Below are 20,478 nucleotides of genomic sequence, written 5' to 3' on the forward strand. Positions count from 1 at the left end.
TCGATATGGCTACCAGTCGATTCGACCCAAGGTTACGCGTTGCGAGCCATTGCTTCAGCCTCCGAAAATACCGTCAATCGACGTCGTCACCGGCACAGTCATCTTTTCGACCAGGATGCAGCATGCTAGGCGGACGCCTTGAGCAACGGCCCCTCACATGCTCAAAATTTCGTTTCAAGGCATCCAGAAATCTCAGGTCTATACCGGCTGCTATGCGCCGTTGCGCCTTACAAAGTCGACCGAAGGCGCTGGCAGAGCGGACGTTCCACGGTCACTATCTGTTCCGCGACAGCGGCGGTCAGTTCATCTGACTCGAACCGACAATAAATGACCGTTTGAAACCAGCGCACGGACCGTCTTCAGTCGCAGGACAGTCGCAGGACAGTCGCCGAGCGGATGTTCCTTGGACTTCAGGCGTTGACGACAGCGTACAGATTGTCGAGCGCAAGATGCGTGAAGGGCGCGCAGGTCAACTGCCTATAGTCGATCCACGCCAGGATCGAATTTCGCGCCGTGATCGCTGGTCTCACAGGCTGCAATGGCCGCCCGTGGTTGACCTGCGCGGCAGCAAGCCCACATGGTTTCGTACAGATATTCCAGCGCAACGGCATAGCTTGTCACATCGAAGAGCGGAGCCGACATGCGATTTCTGCTCAGCTTTGCCTTGCAGGCCGCCAGCCGTCCCGGCTGCGTGGCCAGCGTCAAGGCGAGCGAAAAATAGTCCTGCTCTTCGCGGGCAATGAGTTCCGGCAGGCCAACGGCATGCAGAAGGCTGCCAGCGACGCGGGACGGGAACGTGCTTCCGGCATGGGTGATACCGGAACCCCGGCCCAGAGGGCATCGCTCGCGGTCGTGTGGGCTCCATAGGGTGCGGTATCGAGCACGATGTCCGCATTCTGCAGCCGGCCGAGTTGCTCATCCTGGGGCATGTGCGGCGTGACCTGCCCCCGGCGGTCTCTCGGTCATAACGAGAGTCTTGCGGTTGAATATTCCGGCACGCTCGCCTGCACAAGCGCGTCGGGCGTGATGCTATCGTCCTTCACGAACGTCCGACGCGCTTGTGCAGGCGTTCGATTTCCCAACGATGAGTGGGCCGAACATGGTTGTAGTCGTAGCGCCAGATGGCCAGCTTCCGACGGGCGTCAGCCAGGCTATCGAACAGTTCCTCGTTGAGCAGTTCGTCGCGCAATGAGCCGTTGAAGCTTTCGATGAAGCCATTCTGCTGAGGTTTTCCGTGCCACTCGACCTTGTTCTTGCTGGCCCACTGCAGGATCGCCCGGCTCGTAAATTCCGTGCCATTGTCACTGACAATGCAAGCAGGTTTCCCATGTAGGCGAACCAGCACATCCAGTTCGCGCGCCACTCGAGCCCCGGAGATGCTGGTGTCCGCCACCAGGCACAGGTTCTCCCGGCAGCAATCATCGTTGATCGCCAAAATCCTGAACTTGCGCGACGCACCAAACGTATCGGCGACAAAGTCCATCGACCAGCGGTCACCAGGACGAAGTGCCTCCGGCACCGGTGTCCGACTGCCTCGGGCGCGCTTGCGGCCGCGTCGTCGGCGTACAGACAAGCCTTCTTCCCGATATAGCCGGCAGAGCTTCTTGTGGTTTATGCTCATGCCCTTGCGCTCCAGCATGACGCCAATCCGGCGATAGCCGAACCGGCGGCGCCGCCCTGCGATCTCCCGCATGGCTTCGCGGATGGCTCCGTGGTCCGGCGGGCGTTCGCGCCTGACCGTCTTGGGATCGACGCCAATCAGCACGCAGGCCCGGCGCTGTGAGACTTGGTAGTCCCGCATCACACCGAGCGCCACGTCGCGCCGCTGGCCCGGCGTCGTCAGCCTTTCCCAGCAGGTCTTTCAGGATCGCGTTGCCAGCATGCTGTCGGCCAGGAGCCGCTTCAGCTTGCCGTTCTCGTCCTCCAGTTGCCGCAACCGATGGGCATCGGAAACCTCCATGCCGCCGTACTTCGCCTTCAGCTTGTAAAAGGTCGCCGTGCTCAGGCCGTGCTTCCGGCAAACCTCGACCGTTGAAAGCCCTGCCTCCTGTTCCTTGATCATCCCGATGATCTGCGCCTCGGCGAAACGGCTCTTCCTCATGCGTCTGCTCCTTCCTCATGGGCAGACTCTACATCAGAATGAGGGACCTTTCGGGGGGCAGGTCAAAGGCTGCCAAGGCTGCATCGTTCGCTCGCGCTTCACAGAAAACGCGGGTAAATGCCATTGTTGCCTATCCAAAATGCCGAGCACCGGCCGAAGCGGCACATCCGTCCGCTCCGGCCGGTCCTTAATCAGGCCGACTGCAGGTTTACTGCGGACGTCTTGCCGCGAGTATTGGTTTCAAGCTCATAGGAAACCCGCTGGTCCTTATCGAGCGTGCGCATGCCGGCGCGCTCGACGGCGCTGATGTGGACGAAAGCGTCATCGCCGCCGCCCTCGGGTGCGATGAAACCATAGCCTGAATCGCCCTGGGTTTTCCGGAGGCAGTTTGGTTTGAGTCAGTCGACCATATCGAGGGTTTCGAGGGCCGCATAGTAGTTCGCTTCAGACTCAGCAGGCGGGATGTAACCGATAGGGCCGAAGAGGCGGTGGTTGTTGAACCAATCCACCCAGCGCAACGTCGCCATTTCCACTGCGGATACGCTGGGCCAGGAGCGCTGGCGCCAGATGACCTCGGCCTTGTAGAGGCCATTTATCGTTTCGGCCAAGGCGTTGTCATAAGAGTCGCCCACGCTCCCCCCGACCGAGGGCACCAGATTGCCTTCGGCAAGGCGCTGTGTGTAGTTCATGGCAAGATATTGAACGCCCCTGTCGCTGTGATGGATCAGACCATCGTCCGGGCCTGGCCTGCGGGCATGGATAGCTTGCTCCAGAGCATCGAGGACAAAGCCGACAGTGGCTGACGTGCTGACCTTCCAGCCTACGATCCGTCGCGCATAAGCATCGATCACGAAGGTGACATAGACGAAGCCGACCCAGGTGTGGACGTACGTAAAATCCACCTCCCACAAGGCATTGGGCCGCGAGACGCGGAACTCCCGATTGACCTTGTCCAGCGGGCACGGCGCCTTGGAATCGCTGACGGTAGTCACTGTCTTCTTGCCTCGCTGTATGCCGGCAAGCCCCATGCTGCGCATGAGACGCTCCACGGTGCACTTGGCAACCGCGATGCCTTCGCGGCGCAGCTGATGCCAGACCTTGCGCGCCCCGTAGAGGCTGTCGCTGTCCTCGTAGACGCGCTTGATCTGACGACAGATTTCTTCATCTCGTCGCACACGCTCGGGTCGCCTGGACGGATCAGCCAGGCGTGCTGCATGTTCGTGACAGGAGGACGGGGCGATCGCCAGCTCTCGGCAGATCGGCTCGATACCCAAGTCCTGGCGATGGGCGTCTATGAACGCCATCATCATCTCTCGCGGCGCCAGATGTTCAGGCTCGCTCCGCCATCGCAAAATATGCAGACGCCTTGCGGAGAATCTCGTTGGCCCGGCGTAGCTCCTCCACTTCGCGCTCGAGAGCCTTGACCCGGTCCTTCTCAGCGAGCGGCGGCAAGCGCCGCTGGCCTCGCTCGTCGGCTCGCCTCCTCGCGGCACCAGCGGCGCAGCGTCTCGGCCGTGCAGCCAATCTTGGCGGCAATCGAAGACATCGCCTCCCACTCCGAAACCGTAATCGGCGCGATGTTCTCCAACCATGCGCACCGCACGATCGCGGACCTCAGGCGAAAACTTGTTCCGGGTTCTGCTCATAACGAAAGCTCCTTCTCATAAATTGGAGCCTCCGGAAAACCCGGGACGATTCAGTGCACGCAGATGCCGGATGGAACACGTGGCGAGAACTCGATGCAGTAGCCTACTTGTCTGCCTGGCTCGCATGCAAAAAAAATGTGTCGCCTCGCTAAACTTTCTGCGCTCCCGTCTGAAAACCCAAACAATTTTCACAATTGCCGCCACTCCCATATGGGCGGCTACTAGGAGGAAGCCGAATGGTTGCCATCTTTGCGGGCAATGGCCTGGGTCTGCAGACGGGATCAGGTTCACTGCTGGGAGCCAACGGCCTGCTAGGTAAATCAGCTCTTGGCCGCGGCAATGAACAGGTATTTCTCAATGCCACGAACGGCAACCTCATGCTCAGCCGCCAGGACGAGTTCCTCGTGGGCAGGGGGCCGGACCTCGGAATATCGCGAACCTACAACAGCAAGGCAAGCTGGGACGGAGACAACGGCGACAACTGGCAGCAGAGCACAACACGCCGCCTTTTCTCGCTGACAGGAACGATTAATACGTCTGGCAGTACGATCCAGCGCACCGCAGCAGACGGATCGGTGAGCACGTACACCTGGAATGGGAGCGCCTATCAGTCGACCGATGGCAGCGGCGCCTATGACAAGCTGACTTATTCCGGCGGCGTTTGGACGTGGACCGACGGCAGCACGCAAGCCAAGGAGACCTATGCCGCCTATGGCAGCGAGTGGCGGATCACCGAGGCGAAGGATATCGACGGCAACAAGCTGACCTTCACCTATTCCGCCAACAAGCTGACGAAGGTCACCACTGCTGACGGGAGCTATGTCAGCTACACTTGGTCGGGCAACAACATCACCCAGATCGTCACCGGGTACACCGACCTTGCCACATCGAGTTCGAAGACGCTGACTCGTGTCCGGTATACCTACGATACCTCCAACCGACTGATCACGGCCACGACCGACCTGTCCCCCAGGGATAACTCAATCGCCGATGGCAAGGTCTACACGACAAGCTATACCTACCAAGGCACATCCAGGCGTGTATCAACGATCAGCCAGACCGACGGATCTTATGTCTCGATCACCTACGACGGCTCCGGACGTGTCACCAATCTCACGCAGACCGCGTCGAGCGGCGTCACCCGGGTAACAACGATCAGCTACGGTTCGGGCTACACGGATGTTACCGATCCTGCCGGACAAACGACACGGCTGTTCTTCGATGCGAAAGGCCAACTGACGCGCGTCCAGCTTCCGCCAGCGGCTTCAGGGGCTGCACGGCTCAACGCCTATTATACCTATGACAGCAACGGCAACGTCCTGACCGCCAAGGACACGGCCGGCGGCACGACCACATATACCTACGATGGCCACGGTAACATCCTGTCGATCACCGATCCTGATGGTCACGTCACGCATCGAATCTACGATGTGAACAATCGCGTTATACGCGAACAGACAACCGGCTCCTTTGCCGGTGGCAGCAGCGTAATCCAAAACACACGCTATGCCTACGATAGCAAAGGGCATTTGCGCTATGTGATCGATCCGGAAGGCCGGGTCACCGAATACCGCTATGATAGCGCCGGGCAATTAAACTGGACTACTGATTATCCTGAGCACCCGTACTCAGTGGGTTCGCCAATCGTTTCCGAAAGTACGATGGACACTTGGCGTAACGGTCTATCTGACCGGTCGAGCACGAAAGTGACGACCTACGACCACGATACGCGAGGCAACATAACATCTATCCTGGATTATGGATTGGCGAAGACCGATGGCGGGGCCACTACGGCCGGAGGAGGCTCGCGCACCTATTTCACATATGATCAGGCGGGAAATCTCATCAGCCGCCACAACCAGGGTGAGAACAGCGAGACCTATGTCTACGACGGCCTGAACCGGCTGGTTTCCTCTGTCGACCTCGCCGGTGGAACAACGACGATCCTGTTCACCGACAGCGCGAACCAGACCAAGGTCACAACGTCCGACGGTGGTACGGTCACTTCAACCTATAACAGGGCCGGCGAGCTCATCAGCGTCGTCACGACCGGCACGTTCGTGTCGACCGGCACCGCCCGCTATCAGTATGACAAGAATGGCCTGCTGCGGATCTCTACCGACGAGACGGGGTACTCAACCTACTATCTCTACGATCATCTTGGCCGGAAAGTTGCGGACATCAGTCATACCGGAGAACTTGCCGAGTACAAGTACGACAACGCCGGCCGGGTCGTCGCAACGGCCCGCTACACCAACACCGTTTCGTCGGCAAACCTGACTGCGCTTGCCAATCCCAACAATACGCTCGAAGTGGCGAACGTCCGGCCTGCCGCGCACTCCTATGACATCTGGAACTGGACGGTCTACGACGCGGCCGGGCAGGTTATTGGAAGAATCGACGGCGAAGGCGGCGTTGCAACTTACGAGTATGACGCGAGCGGCCGCCTGGTAAAGACAACGAACTTCTACAACCGCCTGACCGACACGGCTCTCAGCGGGTACAAGACCAATCCTCCGCTGGGAACAGTCCCCACACCTGCCACGAACGCCCGTGATGCCGTCTCGCGCATATTCTATGATCGTTCCGGACAGAAAATAGGTTCGCTCGATGGCGAAGGGTACCTGACGCAGATTGTTTACGATTCGGCCGGGCAAAAGACCCAGGAAATCGCCTATGCGAAAATCACCAATTCCACCTACCGAGCAAGTGGCACGTTCAATCAGCTTAAATCGGGCTTGGCAACGTCCTCCGATCTCAAGACCCACTACGTCTATGACGGACGACTGCTGCGCTATACGATCGATGCTGCCAACAACGCCGTCGGCTACAGCTACAATGCAGCCGGACGTCAAACCGGCTCCATAGCCTATACCACGGCGATCGCCTCGACGAGTGACTACACTTACGACAACATCAAGAGCCTGGTCGCGGCTATCGCGAACAGCACGAATGACCATCAGAGCTGGAGTGTCTACAACGCCAAGGGCCAGCTCACCTATGCGATCGACGCCACCGGTGCGGTTACAGGTTATGGCTACGATTCCATGGGACAGACAATCAAGGTTACCCAGTTCGCGGTCAAACGGACCACGACGGGCCTTCCCTCGGATGCGACGATGAACAGCTGGGCCGCTTCCAATGGCACCAACGCCCGCATCACCCGCAACTATTACACCGGCAAGGGCGAACTGCGCTTCGTCGTCGATGCGGAAGGCTACAAGACCCGCAACGAGCATGATAAGGCTGGACGCCTGACACGCACGGTTCGCTGGGACAATGCGATTTCCGTCAGCGATGCGAGCACCATCTCGGAGGTGAACAGCGCGGCATCGGGCGGGTGGCACGACGTAAGATATTCCTACGACACTGACGGGCGCAAGATCTCCGAGACACGCGGTGGTTCGAACAGCAATGCCCTCTCACTGGTCACGCAGTGGAGCTATCGCGCCAACGGCACGCTCCTCGCCGAATGCCAAGCATATGGCTCGGCAGCGCAATCGCGCACAGTCTACTATTATGACAATGCCGGCCGCAAGACGCAGGAACTGCTTGCGGCCGGCACACCCGAGGATGCGTACCTTTACTACACCTACGACGGCTTCGGGAATCTCGCGACTTACAAGGATGCCCGGGGACACACGACGGCCTATACGCACGATGCCATCGGTCGAGTTCTGACCCAGACCAACGCGCTAGGCCAGACGACGGCCTATGAATACAATGCCTTCGGCGACATCGTGAAGACCACCGACCCAAGGGGTAATTCCAGCTACAACTACTACAACAACAAGAACCAGCTTTATCTGTCCACTGACGGTGAAGGGTATGCGACCCGCACATACTACAACGCCTTTGGAGAAGTATCGCAAGTCTTGCGCTACCATCTTAAGGCTACAGGTACCGGCAGCACTGCAACGATTCCTTCGACACCAACCAACGGCGCGGATGCCCATACCTATTTTGAATATGACAAGCTCGGCCGCGTGACCAAGGTCACCGATGCCGAAGGATATCACGAAACCTACGTCCTCGATGCCTTCGGTAACCGCACCAGTGTCACCAACAAGCTGGGTGGCCAGACTACCTACACCTACGACGATCTCGGGCAGATGCTGACCGAGACGATACACCAAAGCGCCTACAACAGCGCAGGAACGGCCCAGGCAACCACTGTCGTGACCTCCTACGCCTACGATTCGCGCGGCAATCGCACGAGCATGGTAGAGGCCAGCAACATCGCCTCCCAGAAGCGAACCACGACCTACATTTACGATGCCGCTAGCCGTCTGATCGAAACCAGGGGCGACGCCAGGACGGTCTATGACCAGTCAACGCACAAATCATCGAGCACATCGTTCGTACCGAGCGACAAGATCGCCTACGATGGGCGCGGCAACATCATCAAAACAACCGACGCGGCCGGCAATGTCACGACGTTCTTCTACGACGATCTGAACCGGAAGACTGCCCAGATCGACCCGTTGGGCGTCTATACATCCTACGCCTACGACGCGAACGGCAATGTCACGGACATCAAAGTCTACGAGAACGCGTTGAGTTCTCCGCCCGCGACTGGCGGCGCGAACACCTCGCAGCCGGCCGCGCCTGCGGGAGCCTATCGCGAAACCACCTTCACATATGACAACGTGAATCGCATGCTCACCAGCACGGTCAAGCTGTCGAGCGCCATCTATACCGGCACCTGGAACGGCTCGGCCTGGAGCAATACCGCGACGACGAGCCTTACAACCTCGTATCAGCATGACGCCGACGGAAACGTGGTGAAGACCACGGACCCGAACGGTGCTGCCGTCTACGCTTATTACGACAAAGTCGGACACAAGACCGCGCAGGTCGATGGCGAAGGTTACATCACCAACTGGTCCTATGACGGCGAGGGAAATGTTACCAGCGAGACCCGCTTCGCCAATCGGTACACCGGTACGCCCAATGTCGCGAGCGCACCGACCGTCGCGGCAAACGGCGCGAACGACCGCACGACCCTGTACACATACGACAAGGTCGGCAACCGGAAGACCGAAACGCGCAAAAACGTCAAATTCCATAACGGCTCGGGCGGAACGAGCACGGGTGATGCGACCGTTTCCTATACATATAATGGTCTGGGACAGGTCCTGACCAAGACGGAAGCCACTGGCGATGTGGCGACTTACATCTACGACTACTCTGGACGTCTTGCCCTCGAGAAGCACGCCCAGTTCGCCAGCTACGCCGGTGCGAATGTCACGCCGGAATTCGATTACTGGTATGACGGCCTTGGCAACCTAGTCAGGACGAACGCCGTGGGCAGCTCCGGCGGCATCGCCGCCCGCGTTACGCAGTATGAATATGGCAAGGGCGGGTTGCTCTCCAAGGTGACCGACGCAGAAGGCGCGGTTCATCAGTATTTCTATGACAAGCTCAATCGCCAGATCGTCGATCAGTATGTGCGGACGAACTCCGCCGGTTCCACGACGACCGAAGCCGCACTGACCAACTACGACGCTCGCGGCCAAGTGACGGAAAAATCCGTCGCGACCTGGAATTCCGGGTCGTCAGCCTGGATCAAGGGGGACAGAACCCTGACCCAATACAACGCGTTTGGGCAAGTCATCAAATCCGGGATCAATGGCATCTGGCAAACCGGCAATGTGTATGACGGAGCCGGACGTCTTTGGGCAACCACTGCTGGCGATGGCATTTGGAAGTTCTTCGGTTACGACAAGAGCGGTAATCAGACGGTAGCCATTTCGTCCGCCGGTCTTGATATGACCACGTTCGATTTTTCATTTGCTGATGCACTCGGCGAAATCAGTCTGACGAATGTAAATGCAACCTACACCGTCTATGACAAACGCGGCCTCGCGACCAAGGTCACTGAGGAGCAACGCCAGCTCACGGCAAGCTCGACCCAGACGCTCAATACTTACCGCACCTACAATGCGTTTGGTGAGGTGACGACCGAGACCAACGCGGCCGGGGCAAAGATCAGCTACACCTATAACACGATGGGCAAGCTGGTCCGTTCGGAAAGCCCCACGGTCCAGATCACACTCGAAAATGGCACTTCGATCTGGGTGAAGCCCTCTGAGGACTACTACTACGACAAGTCCGGCCGCCTGGCCGCCCAGCGCGATGCGAACGGCACCTATGGCACCGGCGGCACCAGCTCGAACGGCGCCTCCAAGAATGCCAACACGGGCAACCTGACGCGCTTCGATCTTCTCGCCGGTTCCGGCTACGGCGGCACCGAGGCGCTTGTCACCAAGGAATACCATGCCGACGGCGGCATCAAGCAGACCAAGTACGATATTCACGGTGACGCTCGCACCTTGATCGACGAAGAGAATCGAACGACCACGCAAGTCTTCGACAAGCTGGGTCAGGTGGTCCGCGTCAATCACGCGGGGGGGCTGGTCGATCAATATGCCTACGACGAGATGGGCCAGCGCCTCAAACACTGGAACAACCAGAATGTCACCTCGACGGCCACCGACATCGAGCGAACCGATTACGACGCGCAGGGCCGCGTAACGTCAACACGCGCTTTTGGCGGGGCGGTCACGAACCATAGCTACACCTGGGATGCTTCACTGGAGGCCGCAGGCACCGGCCTGCAAAATACCGGAGGATGGATCCAGGTCACCACGATGGCCAATGGAAAGACACTCACGGAAACCACCGATGCCTTCGGCCGTGCGATTTCCAAGAACGACCTGGGCGGCCATGTCACCACCTACACGTACGATGACGCCGGACGGCTGGTGAAGAGCGCGGTCGGCAACGCGTCCTACAACTATGAATACTATAACACGGGCCTGGTCAAAAAGACCTACACTCAGGACACCGTGTGGTACTCGTTCAACATCCCCTACGGCGGATCGTACCAGTACACGAACACCACGCAACAAGGCGCGACATACACTTACGACAAGGCTGGTAACCGGCTGTCTGAATACGGAACCACCGTCAGTAACGGCACCACCACCGTCTGGAAAAACCAAACGGCCACCTACGACGCGCTGGGACGCATCAAGACGATCAATGCCAATGCAACCACCAGCGCCCCTGCTGCCAGCACGGCCTTTGAATACGATGCCAACGGCAATATCCGGAAGAAGGAGTCATCCCTCCACATTCTCGATGCCAACGGCGCAGCCGCATCCTCGCAGACGACCGAGACAAACTGGTTCCGCTTCGACAGCATGAACCGCCTTGTCATCAATAATGGCGACCTTGTGGACGGTCAGATCGTAAGGCGAATTCGCAAATCTTTTGACCCTAATTCTATGGCTAGCCAAGAGTTGACATATAACAAGGCCGGTCAGCGCACATCAAGCGCGCACACGGAAATGCAACCCGTTCACAGAGTGGGAATGACCTACTTCGAGGAGCGGGAGAACTACAAGTACGATAGCGCAGGGCGCCTGTCGGGCACATATATAGCTTTTGGCGGAAGATCAACAAACCCAGATTCCATTTCAGCCGCAACTGGCGACGGAAACTTACGATCAACATACAGCTACGATCTCATGGGCCGACAGACCCAGCAACAGGACTATTACTATTTAAACTCAAACCCCACTTACAGTCAGTCTTCGACCTATGACCTTGCGGGCCGCTTGACCCATCAATCGACCAGCACGCTCAAAACCGACGGCGACACTTATACGACATCGACGACCAATAACTACGGCAGTGGCAGCACATCCGCACTGGGCGCCGTAGTCTCGTCAAGCACGGCAAGCTATGTCAATGGCGGCTCGTACAAGGGCTCCTCGACCACCAACTCCTATCAGTGGTGGGATGGAGCCGTGCAAAGCCAGATCGCCTATGATAGCGATACCAGCAAGTCCTCGAACACGATCTATCACACGTATTTCTACCTCAACGGCGTGGGCCAGATGAACCGCGCCCAGATCTCGGACGGCAAGCCACGCTCTGTCACGTTCTCGCTCGACGAGGCAGGCCAGATCATCCGCCGCGACGAAACCAAGCCTTCCAATGCCCCATCCTCGCAAACCGGGTCTCCGCATGAGGTATGGTACCGCTTCGGCGACCGTGAATGGGGATATGTCGGCAACAACGGCACTACCGACTTGTTGATGGAAGATTCCATGCAGGAGCGGCGATACAGAGCTTTTGATAACGCAGGCACGTTCCGCAACGGACGCACATTTGCGCAGGAACAGTACGACTTCTCGCGCTCAGTCGATCCGATCAATTCCTACAGCCAGGGGAGCCAGACCGGCACGCATACGGTCAAGGCCGGCGAGACCCTGCAGTCGATCGCCCAACAGCTCTATGGCGACAGCTCGCTGTGGTACAAGATCGCGGAAGCCAATGGCATCCAGAGCGGCACCTCGCTCGTCCAGGGGCAGGAACTCGTCCTGCCCTCCGGCGTCGTGCGCTCCACCTTCAATGCCGATTCCTACCTGCCCTACGATCCCGCGCAGGCCATCGGCGACCTTTCCCCCACCACTCCCAAACCTCCGAAGAAGCACAAGTGCGGCGTCTTTGGGCAGATCCTGCTGGCCGTCGTCGCCATCGCGGTAACGGCCGTGCTCAAGGTGCCCGTAACCGGCTTGCTGGGCGGCAGCTCCACCGCGGGGCTGGCAGGGGCCGCCGCCGCAGGCTCGATCGCCAGCCAGAGCGTGGGCCTGGCCACAGGCATCCAGGACAAATTCAGCTTCAAGGGCGTCGCTCTGGCCGCATTGGGTGGGGCCGTCGGCGGAGCTCTGAACGGGGTGAATGCGTTTGGCGAGGTCGCCAAGGGGGCCGAACAATCCCTCACCGCTATTGGTAATGCGGCCGTCAGGGGCGCGATCGGAAGCGTCTTCACGCAAGGCATCTCTACCGCAACCGGGTTGCAGTCCAAGTTCAACTGGGCGGGCGTTGCCGCTGCAGGCGTAGCAGGCAGCGCCGGTCAGGCCTTGGGCGGCGGCCTGAAACCGCTCGCGGGCCGAGGCGCCAATATTGCAGGCTATACCGGCGCCAGTGCAGCCGCCCTGCTCGCCGGCGCCGCCACACGCAGCGCCATCGAAGGCTCCAGCTTCGGTGACAATGTGCTCGCCGGACTGCCCGACGTCATCGCCAATACCATCGGAAATCTCGTCGCCGAGGGCGTGGCGGGGGGCGGGAAACCGCGAGTTAGCCAGGACGACATCATTGTCGGTCGCGATGCGGTGGACCAGTACTTCGGCTCGTCAGGCCGCAGCTTCACAGGCGCTGGCGACGGTTCGCTTGAACAGCCGGTGGCTGGCGTCGGTGGGGGCCAGGTCGGCAGGCGCGGCAGCGATGCGAGTGAAGGCGAGATCGTTGTCGTGGCCGACCCCCATCAACTCGACATGATATCCCACATGACGAACTATCAGTGGGGAGCATTCTTCGGACGGACGGGCAACCATTACGACGAAATCACGGCGACCTGGGCGCTCAGTCTTCACGAGCCGATCGCGCTTCCCTCGTTCGATGGTCCGATCACCCAAATGTTCAAGCAGCAAGGTCTATCGCTGCAGACTTACTCCTATGGCAACGCCGACTATCCCTCGCTGGCTGCCTACATGGCAGCAGGCGGGCAGACGATCTCCACGGCGCGAAACCTGTCGCCCTACAGCGCGGCTGAACGCTTCAACATGGCGATGGCGCCCCTCACAGATTCCACCTCCGGTGCGATTCTTTACGGCGGCACTCTCGCTCTTGGCGGATCAGAACAAACTGCATTGGCTGCACATAACCTTGGCGTAGCCATCGATGACGCTGGTATTGGCGTGCACCTCACGCCACGCGCCGGTGTGCGGGCACCGACTAATGCCATGGCGACCGAACTCTCATTGGGTGGTGCCGGGGAAATCGTCGTTACGGCAAAGCCTTATTCCAACCCTAGGAACCGACCCAGCTATGGAGCCGGTCAAGTCGAAATGGTATGGGAAAATGCTCAGCAGAACGGCCGTGTGTTCGACCCGAACACTGGCGAACTTCTGACTTGGGATCGAAGTGTTTCTAGGGCTGGCCAGTGGGATATGGGGCATCTCCCCGGGCAGGAATATCGTGCCTTACATGGAAGATATATGAGCGAAGAAATCACTCTGAAGGAGTTTCTACAGGAGTATCGGAATCCGAATAACTATAGGCCGGAATCACCCAGCTCTAATAGAAGCAGGCGGTATGAAGCAAAATAGCGCAGAGGAAATTTTCAAAGCCCTAAGGGGCGAGGATTGCGATACATTTCTCGCATTGATCGGTGATGATATCGATGCGACTGGTGATTTTGGAAGGACTTTACTTCACGAGGCCATCGCTCATTCAAAAGTGGATGCCGCCATTGGGTTAATTGCGCGAGGTGCACGCTTAGACGCTCAGGACAACCAGGGTAGAACCCCGTTACATTATGCTGCGATGTTTGGTCAGTCGAGCTTGGCCAACGAACTGCTGCGTGCGGGGGCTAATGTCAATGAAGTCGATATTCATGGCAACAACCCTCTTTGGACGGCGATCCTGAACCCAAAGGTTGATCGTGACCTAATCAGGTCGTTGGTGCATCATGGAGCAGATGTTGAGTCGCTGAATAAGGCGGGCAGGTCAGCTCGGGGAATGGCCAACGCTATCGGCGATCAGGAAATTCTGGATATATTAGAAAAAAATGGCGCTCAGTAAAATATACAAACTCAAACCGAATGAAATAGCCCCTATAGCCTTAGGTCTAGGCGGCTGTCTTGCCACGGATCGCATCGTAGTGGATGGAGAAAATATCGGCTACATGTACAGAGAAAATCCAATTAACACACAAGACAGCGGGTGGAGGTTTTTTTCTGGCGATGAAGACTCGGCATATATGGAAAATAATGATCTCCATGGTGTCTATGATGTAAATACAATTGCAAATTATGATCCGGATATCGTTCCTTTTCTTAATTCGGACTATGGAAGTCGCTTCGAGCGCAACGGGTCAGGCAATTTTCGTCTACTCCAAGATGACGAGTGAGGCATGTTGAAGTCATCAAGGACTCGAACTCTCTGAACGGCAAGATAAAAGGAATGGCTCCCCCCTGCCGGGTAACCTATTGTCTGCACATCGTTTTTTGAGGAGATTGATGGCACCATCGGGAGACTCATGGTGCCATCTTGGTGATAGATGGGCTGTAAGGTGCTGTATTTACGGTTTCTTTTACGAGTTCCGGATGGAGCCATGCTGAAAATCGCCTCTACTCCTCGTCCCGAGCGGCCTGGCCGAGCCTCTTGATGGCGCAGGCCATGTGCTCCTGGACCTTGTCGACGGTGATACCGAGACGGCGGGCAATGCGGCGGTAGGGCAGATCGTCGAAGCGGTGCATCATGAAGACCTCGCGGGTGAGTTCGGGCATGGCGACGAGCGCGGCCTCCATCCGGGCGAGCTTGGCGGGATCGACCGGCCGGGGCGGCTCGGCGATGCGGGCGGTGCCAATCCCCCACCACATCCGCCAGCGCGCCCGCAGGCGCAGCGCTGCCTCACCCGCGCCCACGATGCTGCCTCCCGCGTGCCGGAAATCTGTGGCCGGTGACGGCCCGCACATGATCGAGCAGCGCGCGGGTGAGTGAGCGCATCTCGGCGGGCGCGAAGGGGCAGTCCGGGGGCGCACCCAGATCGGCGTGCCGCCATTGCCCATAGGGCGACAGGAAGCCCGCCAGCGATGCGATCGGCGGCGCATCGAGGCCAAGCCCACTGGCGTTGGCCAACGCCAGTGAGCGGTCGAGGTGGAGCCCGACGTGACGAGCGCACCATGCGTCCTCGAATCCCACATCGATGAGGTGCGCGGAAAGGGCGAGCTGGATGACGATGCCGGTGTGATAGAGCAGCCCCGCGCCGCCCGGTGCGATCCCTGCCTCGATCCCGGCGAAGAACTCTTCGGCATTGCGGTAACGGGCGCGGCTGAGATCGCGCCCGGCCCAGGTCCGGTGCAAGGTTACCGGCACCTCGGAAACGCTCCCCGGCGATAGCACCCGCGCTCCGCCCGGACTGGCGATAATGGGAAGCGCGGCGGGCGTGGCGGCCAGGGCACCGAGCAGTGCGCGGCGCGAGGTAGGCGCAGTGGCCGAGGGGGCGACCTGCGAAGGGTCGCGGTGTGTTGGAAATCGAAATACCATGACGGACCTGCACGCTGGCGATCCCGCGCCTTGGGGCACGGGCGGTGCAAGCGGTGTCCTCTGGTCGGCCGCATGGGTCAGCGGCTGTCAGCAACCGCCCGACATACGGCCGGGTGTAAAGCACGGACCGAAGCCAGAGAAAACAATGACCTGTTGAGGGTCACACAATCTCCTGGGACAACGCTTGCTGCCATCGCAGCACTGGGTCTGCATGAGCTATCAACCGGTGATTTCTAAATTTTAACACCATCTCGCACAACCACCCCCCAAATTTTCAAGGAAAATTTCCTGGATACTCAGGAGGCAGGTTGCCTCATTTCATCAGTCTGACCTATGGAGCGCGCAAGAAAATGAAATACCTGCAAGCTGCTCCGACAGGCGGCATCAGGCAAGAGGAGTGCCGAGGGTTTGACACCAGATCGCGCGCTGGATTTTATGAATGCCATGCTGTGGAACGCCGCCGTTGTTGCGGCCCCTGTTCTGCTGGCAACCTTGCTCGTAGGCCTTCTGGTCTCCGTGCTACAGGTTGCAACCCAGATACAGGAAATCACGCTCAGCTATGTCCCCAAGATGCTCGTCGCGATCTTCATGCTGATCACGCTGGGATCATGGATGATGAGCAGAGTGACCAGCTTTGCCCACACCCTCTACGCGGCCATTCCGAGCCTTGGCGGCTGACGTGCCGCCTGATCAGTTGTCTGGTTTCGTTGAAGCCGTACTTTTGCTGTCTATGCGCGTCGCCCCCACGCTGAGCTTTGCCCAACCCTTCACATTGCTCCGACTGCCGCCGCTTATCCGCGTGGCTATGGGCCTAGGTCTCTCGCTTGCCATGGTCAGCACATTTCCCACACAGACCGTGGACCGGCTCGCAGGCCGCAACGTGCTGACCATTGCTGCGGGAGAACTCCTCATCGGCCTCACCGTAGCCCTTTCCCTGAGCCTTGCGTTCGCCTCCATCCTATGGGCTGGCCGGGCTTTGGACATCCAGGCCGGTTTCGGCCTTGCAACGCTTGCCGATCCGACCACCAGCGCTCAGTTGCCACTAGCGGGAACGATCCTGGCCTACGCCGGAGCAGCCGTGTTTTTCGCAACGGGAGCACAATACGATCTCGTCTCGCTATGGGCCGCCTCTATCGAGCGCTTGCCGATGGGCTATGCCGCAGGGCGCCTTGATCTCGCGGCGCTTGCTGAACACATGGGCTCGACTTTCACCCTGGCCCTCGGGCTGATCGGCGTCGCAGTCCTTGTGATCTTCCTCATGGACCTTGCCATCGCCTTCATGTCGCGCACGCTCCCCCAAATGAACGTGCTGCTATTCGGCTTTCAGGTGAAGGCCATGGCAATGCTCATCTTGCTGCCAGTTTGCCTCGCCCTTGCCGGAGGTCTCTACCTGCGGTTGTTCACGCTCGTCTGGCAGAACGTACCACGCATCCTGGGGGCTGGCTGAGCGCAATGGAAGGGCAGGAACAGGATCGCTCGGAGGAAGCGACCCCCTTCAAGCTGCGCAAGGCGCGGGAGAAAGGGCAAGTCGCGCGCGGCATGGACCTGGGGTTCCTGGGCAGCCTGACCGCATTTGCCGCCTTCGGCCTGATGTTCGGCGCGATGTTCTTCCATCGCTTGGCCCTTGTCTGCGCGAAGGTGATGTCCATCGGTATCGCATCGGCAAGCTCCGGCGACGGCCGACAGACGCTCGTGCTCATCGGCCAGTCCTATCACAGCGTGATTGAGCCGCTTCTCGTTCTGGGCAGTATCGTCGCCGTTGTCCTGATCCTGCTCGAATTGCTGCAGCTTCGTGGCTTCATCTTCACGGCAGAGCCGCTCAAGCCTGATTTCACCCGCCTCAATCCGGCCAAAGGCCTCAAGCGCCTCTTTTCGCTGCGCATGCTCAAAGAAGCCGCAAAGAACACCGTCAAGATGGCGATCTACACCGGCGCCACGGCGGCCCTGCTGATCACCGTCGTCAAAGATCTGGGCCCGGCAGTCACAAGCGCCCCGACCCTGGCGAATGCGATGGGAAGCGCGGGGCGCGAACTGCTGTTCCTGTTCATGGCGCTAGCCGCATTCTTCGCGGTGATCGACCAGATCATCGTGCGGCGCGAGTTCGGCAAGCAGATGCGCATGAGCCGCCGCGAGTTGAAGCGCGAGACCAAAGACCGCGAAGGCGAGCCCCGGCAGAAACAGAAACGGCGCAAGCTGCATTCCGAATTCATCAAGAACGCGCAAGGCATGGGGCCGCTCGAGGGTACAGACTTCCTCATCACGAACCCGGAACATTTTGCCGTGGCCCTACAATACCAGCCGGAGGAGAACGATACGCCCATGGTGCGTGCAAAGGGCCGCAACCAGTTCGCGCAAGTGCTCAAGCGGCGCGCGCACCTGCTGGCCATTCCAATCTATCCCAACCCGCCACTTGCCCGCGTGCTCTATTCGGCTTGCGATCGGGGCCAGCCTATCCCGGTCGAGCATTTCGAAGATGTGGCCAAACTCTATCATCACCACTTCGGCCGAATGGCCGCCAAGCGCCAGGAAAAGACCTGACCGATGCTGCGTTCGTTCTACGATGGCAACAAAGACCTGCTGCTGGTGCTGGGGATCGTGGCGATTCTCATCATTCTGTTTTCCCCGATTCCGCCGAGCCTTCTCGATCTCGCGATCATCGTGAACTTCGGCTTCGGCCTGACGATCATGCTGCTCACGCTCTACGTGAACAGGCCCGTCGAATTCTCGACCTTTCCATCGATCCTCCTCGTCGCAACGCTCTACCGCCTCTCACTCAACATCGCGGCAACGCGTCTCATCCTGACCGGGGCCAATGCTGGTGAGGTCATTGGATCGATCGGCGCCTATGCGGTGCAAGGTAACTTCGTCATCGGCCTTGTCGTCTTCGCCATCCTTGTCGTGGTGCAATACGTGGTCGTGACCTCAGGCGCCCAGCGCGTCTCGGAAGTTGCCGCGCGCTTCACCTTGGATTCGATGCCCGGCCAGCAGATGAGCATCGACGCCGATCTGAACATGGGCCTGATCGATCAGGCCGAGGCCAAGGAACGGCGTGCCCTGCTTGAAAAGGAAGCATCGTTTTACGGCGCGATGGATGGTGCCAGCAAGTTCGTAAAAGGGGATGCCATCGCGGGCATCATCATTCTCCTGATCGACATCATCGCCGGCCTGATTGTTGGCGTCGTGCAAATGAACATGAGCTGGTCCGACGCGCTTGCGCGTTTCACCCTGCTCACCATCGGCGATGGCATTGCGACGCAGTTGCCAGCTCTGATCATCTCGATTGCAACGGGTATCATCGTGACCCGTTCATCAGCCGACCGGAACCTGTCTACCGAGATCTTTCATCAGCTTGCGATGGTGCCGCGCGTGCCGCCAATTGTCGCATCGATCCTCCTGGCACTCATGTTTCTGCCAGGCATGCCGAAATGGCCAATCGCCATCATCGTAGTGATCGCCGGCATCGCCTTTTTCAAGATCCGGCAGACGCGGGCGCAAGCTGTGGCCAACATGGACGAAGCCGCCGACGAGGACGTTGCTCCCGACCAGCTTGTCTCCAGCCAGCCCGCCCCTATCGAAATCGCATTCGGTACGGAGCTTGGCCAGGCGATGATCCCGCTGAAGGGGCAATTGCTCGAACGGATCGCGATTGCCCGACAGGTACACGAAGAAACCTTCGGCCTGGCTTTGCCGTCGGTCAGGTTTGTCGATGGTACAAGGCTCGGAGCCCTGCAGTATCAGATCCGTCTTTATGGCGTCGCACATGGCGAAGGTGTGATCCACCCGGACCGGGTTATGGCGATCCGTCAACGCGACAATGCTCCCCCTCTTGTGGGCATTTCAGCTGTGGACCCAGCCTTTGGCATTGATGTCATCTGGATCGAAAACGAGCAGGAAGAAAGGGCCCGCACACAAGGCTACAGCATCGTCGATCCGATTTCAGCCGTCATGGCGCACTTCAACGAAGTCATGAAGCTGGAGGCGCACACGTTGCTCACGCGGCGGGAAACCGCGGAGCTTCTCGAAACGGTTCGGGCGCGTCAACCCGGCCTAATCGAAGAACTCGTTCCGGGTATTCTGACGATATCCGACATCCAGCGCATCCTTCAGAATCTACTGCAAGAACGTATATCGATCGCCAACATCGAACTGATCTGCGAAAGCCTTGTCGATATCGCACGCAACGAGCGCGACACGGTCGAACTCACTGAACAGTTGCGCCAGCGTATGCGCACAGCGATTTGCAACGGCCTGCGCGGTTCCCATCGCGAACTCTCAGTACTCAGCCTTGACCCGCGACTGGAGAACCAGATCGTCTCGTCATCGGACGTTGGTGCTGCCAACAACATCTTCGGTGTGGATCCCCGCATCGCCGACCAATTGCTACGCAAACTGACGCCGCTTGCCGAGCAAATGACCCGGCAAGGGTTTGCTCCTGTGCTTTTATGCACCGGTTCAATCCGACGGCAATTGCTACGGCTTACCCAGCGAAGTATTCCTCAGCTTGCTGTCATTTCGGTGGATGAAATTCCCATGCGCACCCACCTCTCCTCATTCGAGGTAATCAAATTCGATGAAAGCCCGGTTCGATGACTTACTTGACGAACC

11 protein-coding genes, 3 pseudogenes and 1 other annotated feature are annotated in these 20,478 nt (G+C 58.9%); of the genes and pseudogenes, 7 read left to right on the forward strand and 7 right to left on the reverse strand.

The features are described from left to right. Positions 1-477 precede the first annotated feature (477 nt). The 5 genes and pseudogenes from MTR66_RS09070 to MTR66_RS09085 form a co-directional block, all read right to left on the reverse strand. Positions 478-768: an O-linked N-acetylglucosamine transferase family protein gene (locus MTR66_RS09070; RefSeq protein WP_243920239.1), complete on the reverse strand. Its 291-nt coding sequence runs from the start codon at positions 766-768 to the stop codon at positions 478-480. Beyond that, on the reverse strand, positions 702-929 hold the full coding sequence (locus tag MTR66_RS21430; RefSeq protein ID WP_407673034.1) for an O-linked N-acetylglucosamine transferase family protein: 228 nt from the start codon (positions 927-929) through the stop codon (positions 702-704). The genes MTR66_RS09070 and MTR66_RS21430 overlap by 67 nt, the downstream gene beginning before the upstream one ends. Before the next feature lie 33 nt (positions 930-962). Beyond that, positions 963-2,101, reverse strand: a pseudogene (locus MTR66_RS09075) (IS3 family transposase). A gap of 191 nt (positions 2,102-2,292) precedes the next feature. Further along, positions 2,293-2,466 (reverse strand): annotated as a pseudogene (locus tag MTR66_RS09080) (cold-shock protein); the annotation flags it as partial. A gap of 33 nt (positions 2,467-2,499) precedes the next feature. Next, positions 2,500-3,747, reverse strand: a pseudogene (locus MTR66_RS09085) (IS3 family transposase). Beyond that, positions 3,336-3,461: a sequence feature (AL1L pseudoknot), on the reverse strand. (Overlaps the previous pseudogene by 126 nt.) Before the next feature lie 236 nt (positions 3,748-3,983). Between MTR66_RS09085 and MTR66_RS09090 the strand changes: the two are divergent. From MTR66_RS09090 to MTR66_RS09100, 3 genes are read left to right on the forward strand one after another with little or no spacing between them, the layout of a single operon-like run. Further along, entirely contained in the window at positions 3,984-13,931 is a 9,948-nt protein-coding gene (locus MTR66_RS09090) for a GH-E family nuclease (RefSeq protein WP_243919965.1), read from the forward strand. Next, positions 13,918-14,406 (forward strand): ankyrin repeat domain-containing protein, encoded by a 489-nt coding sequence (locus MTR66_RS09095; protein ID WP_243919966.1) that lies wholly within the window; start codon positions 13,918-13,920, stop codon positions 14,404-14,406. The genes MTR66_RS09090 and MTR66_RS09095 overlap by 14 nt, the downstream gene beginning before the upstream one ends. Beyond that, the gene (locus MTR66_RS09100) at positions 14,393-14,734 is read left to right on the forward strand and encodes a DUF2185 domain-containing protein (protein ID WP_243919967.1); all 342 of its coding nucleotides are present in this window, start codon (positions 14,393-14,395) and stop codon (positions 14,732-14,734) included. Before MTR66_RS09095 ends, MTR66_RS09100 begins: the two co-directional genes overlap by 14 nt. Before the next feature lie 220 nt (positions 14,735-14,954). Here the strand turns inward: MTR66_RS09100 and MTR66_RS09105 are convergent, their stop codons facing one another. Both MTR66_RS09105 and MTR66_RS09110 read right to left on the reverse strand, forming a co-directional pair. Beyond that, the gene (locus MTR66_RS09105) at positions 14,955-15,206 is read right to left on the reverse strand and encodes a sigma-70 region 4 domain-containing protein (protein ID WP_243919968.1); all 252 of its coding nucleotides are present in this window, start codon (positions 15,204-15,206) and stop codon (positions 14,955-14,957) included. Between the two features lie 31 nt (positions 15,207-15,237). Continuing rightward, positions 15,238-15,873 carry a hypothetical protein gene (locus MTR66_RS09110; protein ID WP_243919969.1) on the reverse strand — a complete coding sequence of 212 codons (636 nt, stop codon included), beginning with the start codon at positions 15,871-15,873 and terminating at the stop codon, positions 15,238-15,240. Positions 15,874-16,281: 408 nt separating this feature from the next. Between MTR66_RS09110 and MTR66_RS09115 the strand changes: the two genes are divergently transcribed. From MTR66_RS09115 to MTR66_RS09130, 4 genes are read left to right on the forward strand one after another with little or no spacing between them, the layout of a single operon-like run. Beyond that, the gene (locus MTR66_RS09115; protein WP_243919970.1) at positions 16,282-16,551 is read left to right on the forward strand and encodes a flagellar biosynthetic protein FliQ; all 270 of its coding nucleotides are present in this window, start codon (positions 16,282-16,284) and stop codon (positions 16,549-16,551) included. Continuing rightward, entirely contained in the window at positions 16,541-17,320 is a 780-nt protein-coding gene (locus MTR66_RS09120; RefSeq protein WP_243919978.1) for a flagellar biosynthetic protein FliR, read from the forward strand. Before MTR66_RS09115 ends, MTR66_RS09120 begins: the two co-directional genes overlap by 11 nt. Before the next feature lie 5 nt (positions 17,321-17,325). Beyond that, positions 17,326-18,411: an EscU/YscU/HrcU family type III secretion system export apparatus switch protein gene (locus MTR66_RS09125; protein ID WP_243919979.1), complete on the forward strand. Its 1,086-nt coding sequence runs from the start codon at positions 17,326-17,328 to the stop codon at positions 18,409-18,411. A 3-nt stretch (positions 18,412-18,414) separates the two neighbouring features. After that, positions 18,415-20,463: a flagellar biosynthesis protein FlhA gene (locus MTR66_RS09130; protein ID WP_243919980.1), complete on the forward strand. Its 2,049-nt coding sequence runs from the start codon at positions 18,415-18,417 to the stop codon at positions 20,461-20,463. The last annotated feature ends 15 nt before the right edge of the window (positions 20,464-20,478 follow it).

This window comes from Novosphingobium beihaiense (genome assembly GCF_022832375.1).
Lineage (GTDB): Bacteria > Pseudomonadota > Alphaproteobacteria > Sphingomonadales > Sphingomonadaceae > Novosphingobium > Novosphingobium beihaiensis.

What these genes read in the sequence shown, in the direction of transcription:
- MTR66_RS09090 (WP_243919965.1), top strand. Translation starts at nt 3,984, where the DNA reads ATGGTTGCCATCTTTGCGGGCAATGGCCTGGGTCTGCAGACGGGATCA.
- MTR66_RS21430 (WP_407673034.1), bottom strand. Translation starts at nt 929, where the DNA reads ATGCCCCAGGATGAGCAACTCGGCCGGCTGCAGAATGCGGACATCGTG.
- MTR66_RS09095 (WP_243919966.1), top strand. Translation starts at nt 13,918, where the DNA reads ATGAAGCAAAATAGCGCAGAGGAAATTTTCAAAGCCCTAAGGGGCGAG.
- MTR66_RS09105 (WP_243919968.1), bottom strand. Translation starts at nt 15,206, where the DNA reads ATGTGGTGGGGGATTGGCACCGCCCGCATCGCCGAGCCGCCCCGGCCG.
- MTR66_RS09125 (WP_243919979.1), top strand. Translation starts at nt 17,326, where the DNA reads ATGGAAGGGCAGGAACAGGATCGCTCGGAGGAAGCGACCCCCTTCAAG.
- MTR66_RS09130 (WP_243919980.1), top strand. Translation starts at nt 18,415, where the DNA reads ATGCTGCGTTCGTTCTACGATGGCAACAAAGACCTGCTGCTGGTGCTG.
- MTR66_RS09110 (WP_243919969.1), bottom strand. Translation starts at nt 15,873, where the DNA reads ATGGTATTTCGATTTCCAACACACCGCGACCCTTCGCAGGTCGCCCCC.
- MTR66_RS09100 (WP_243919967.1), top strand. Translation starts at nt 14,393, where the DNA reads ATGGCGCTCAGTAAAATATACAAACTCAAACCGAATGAAATAGCCCCT.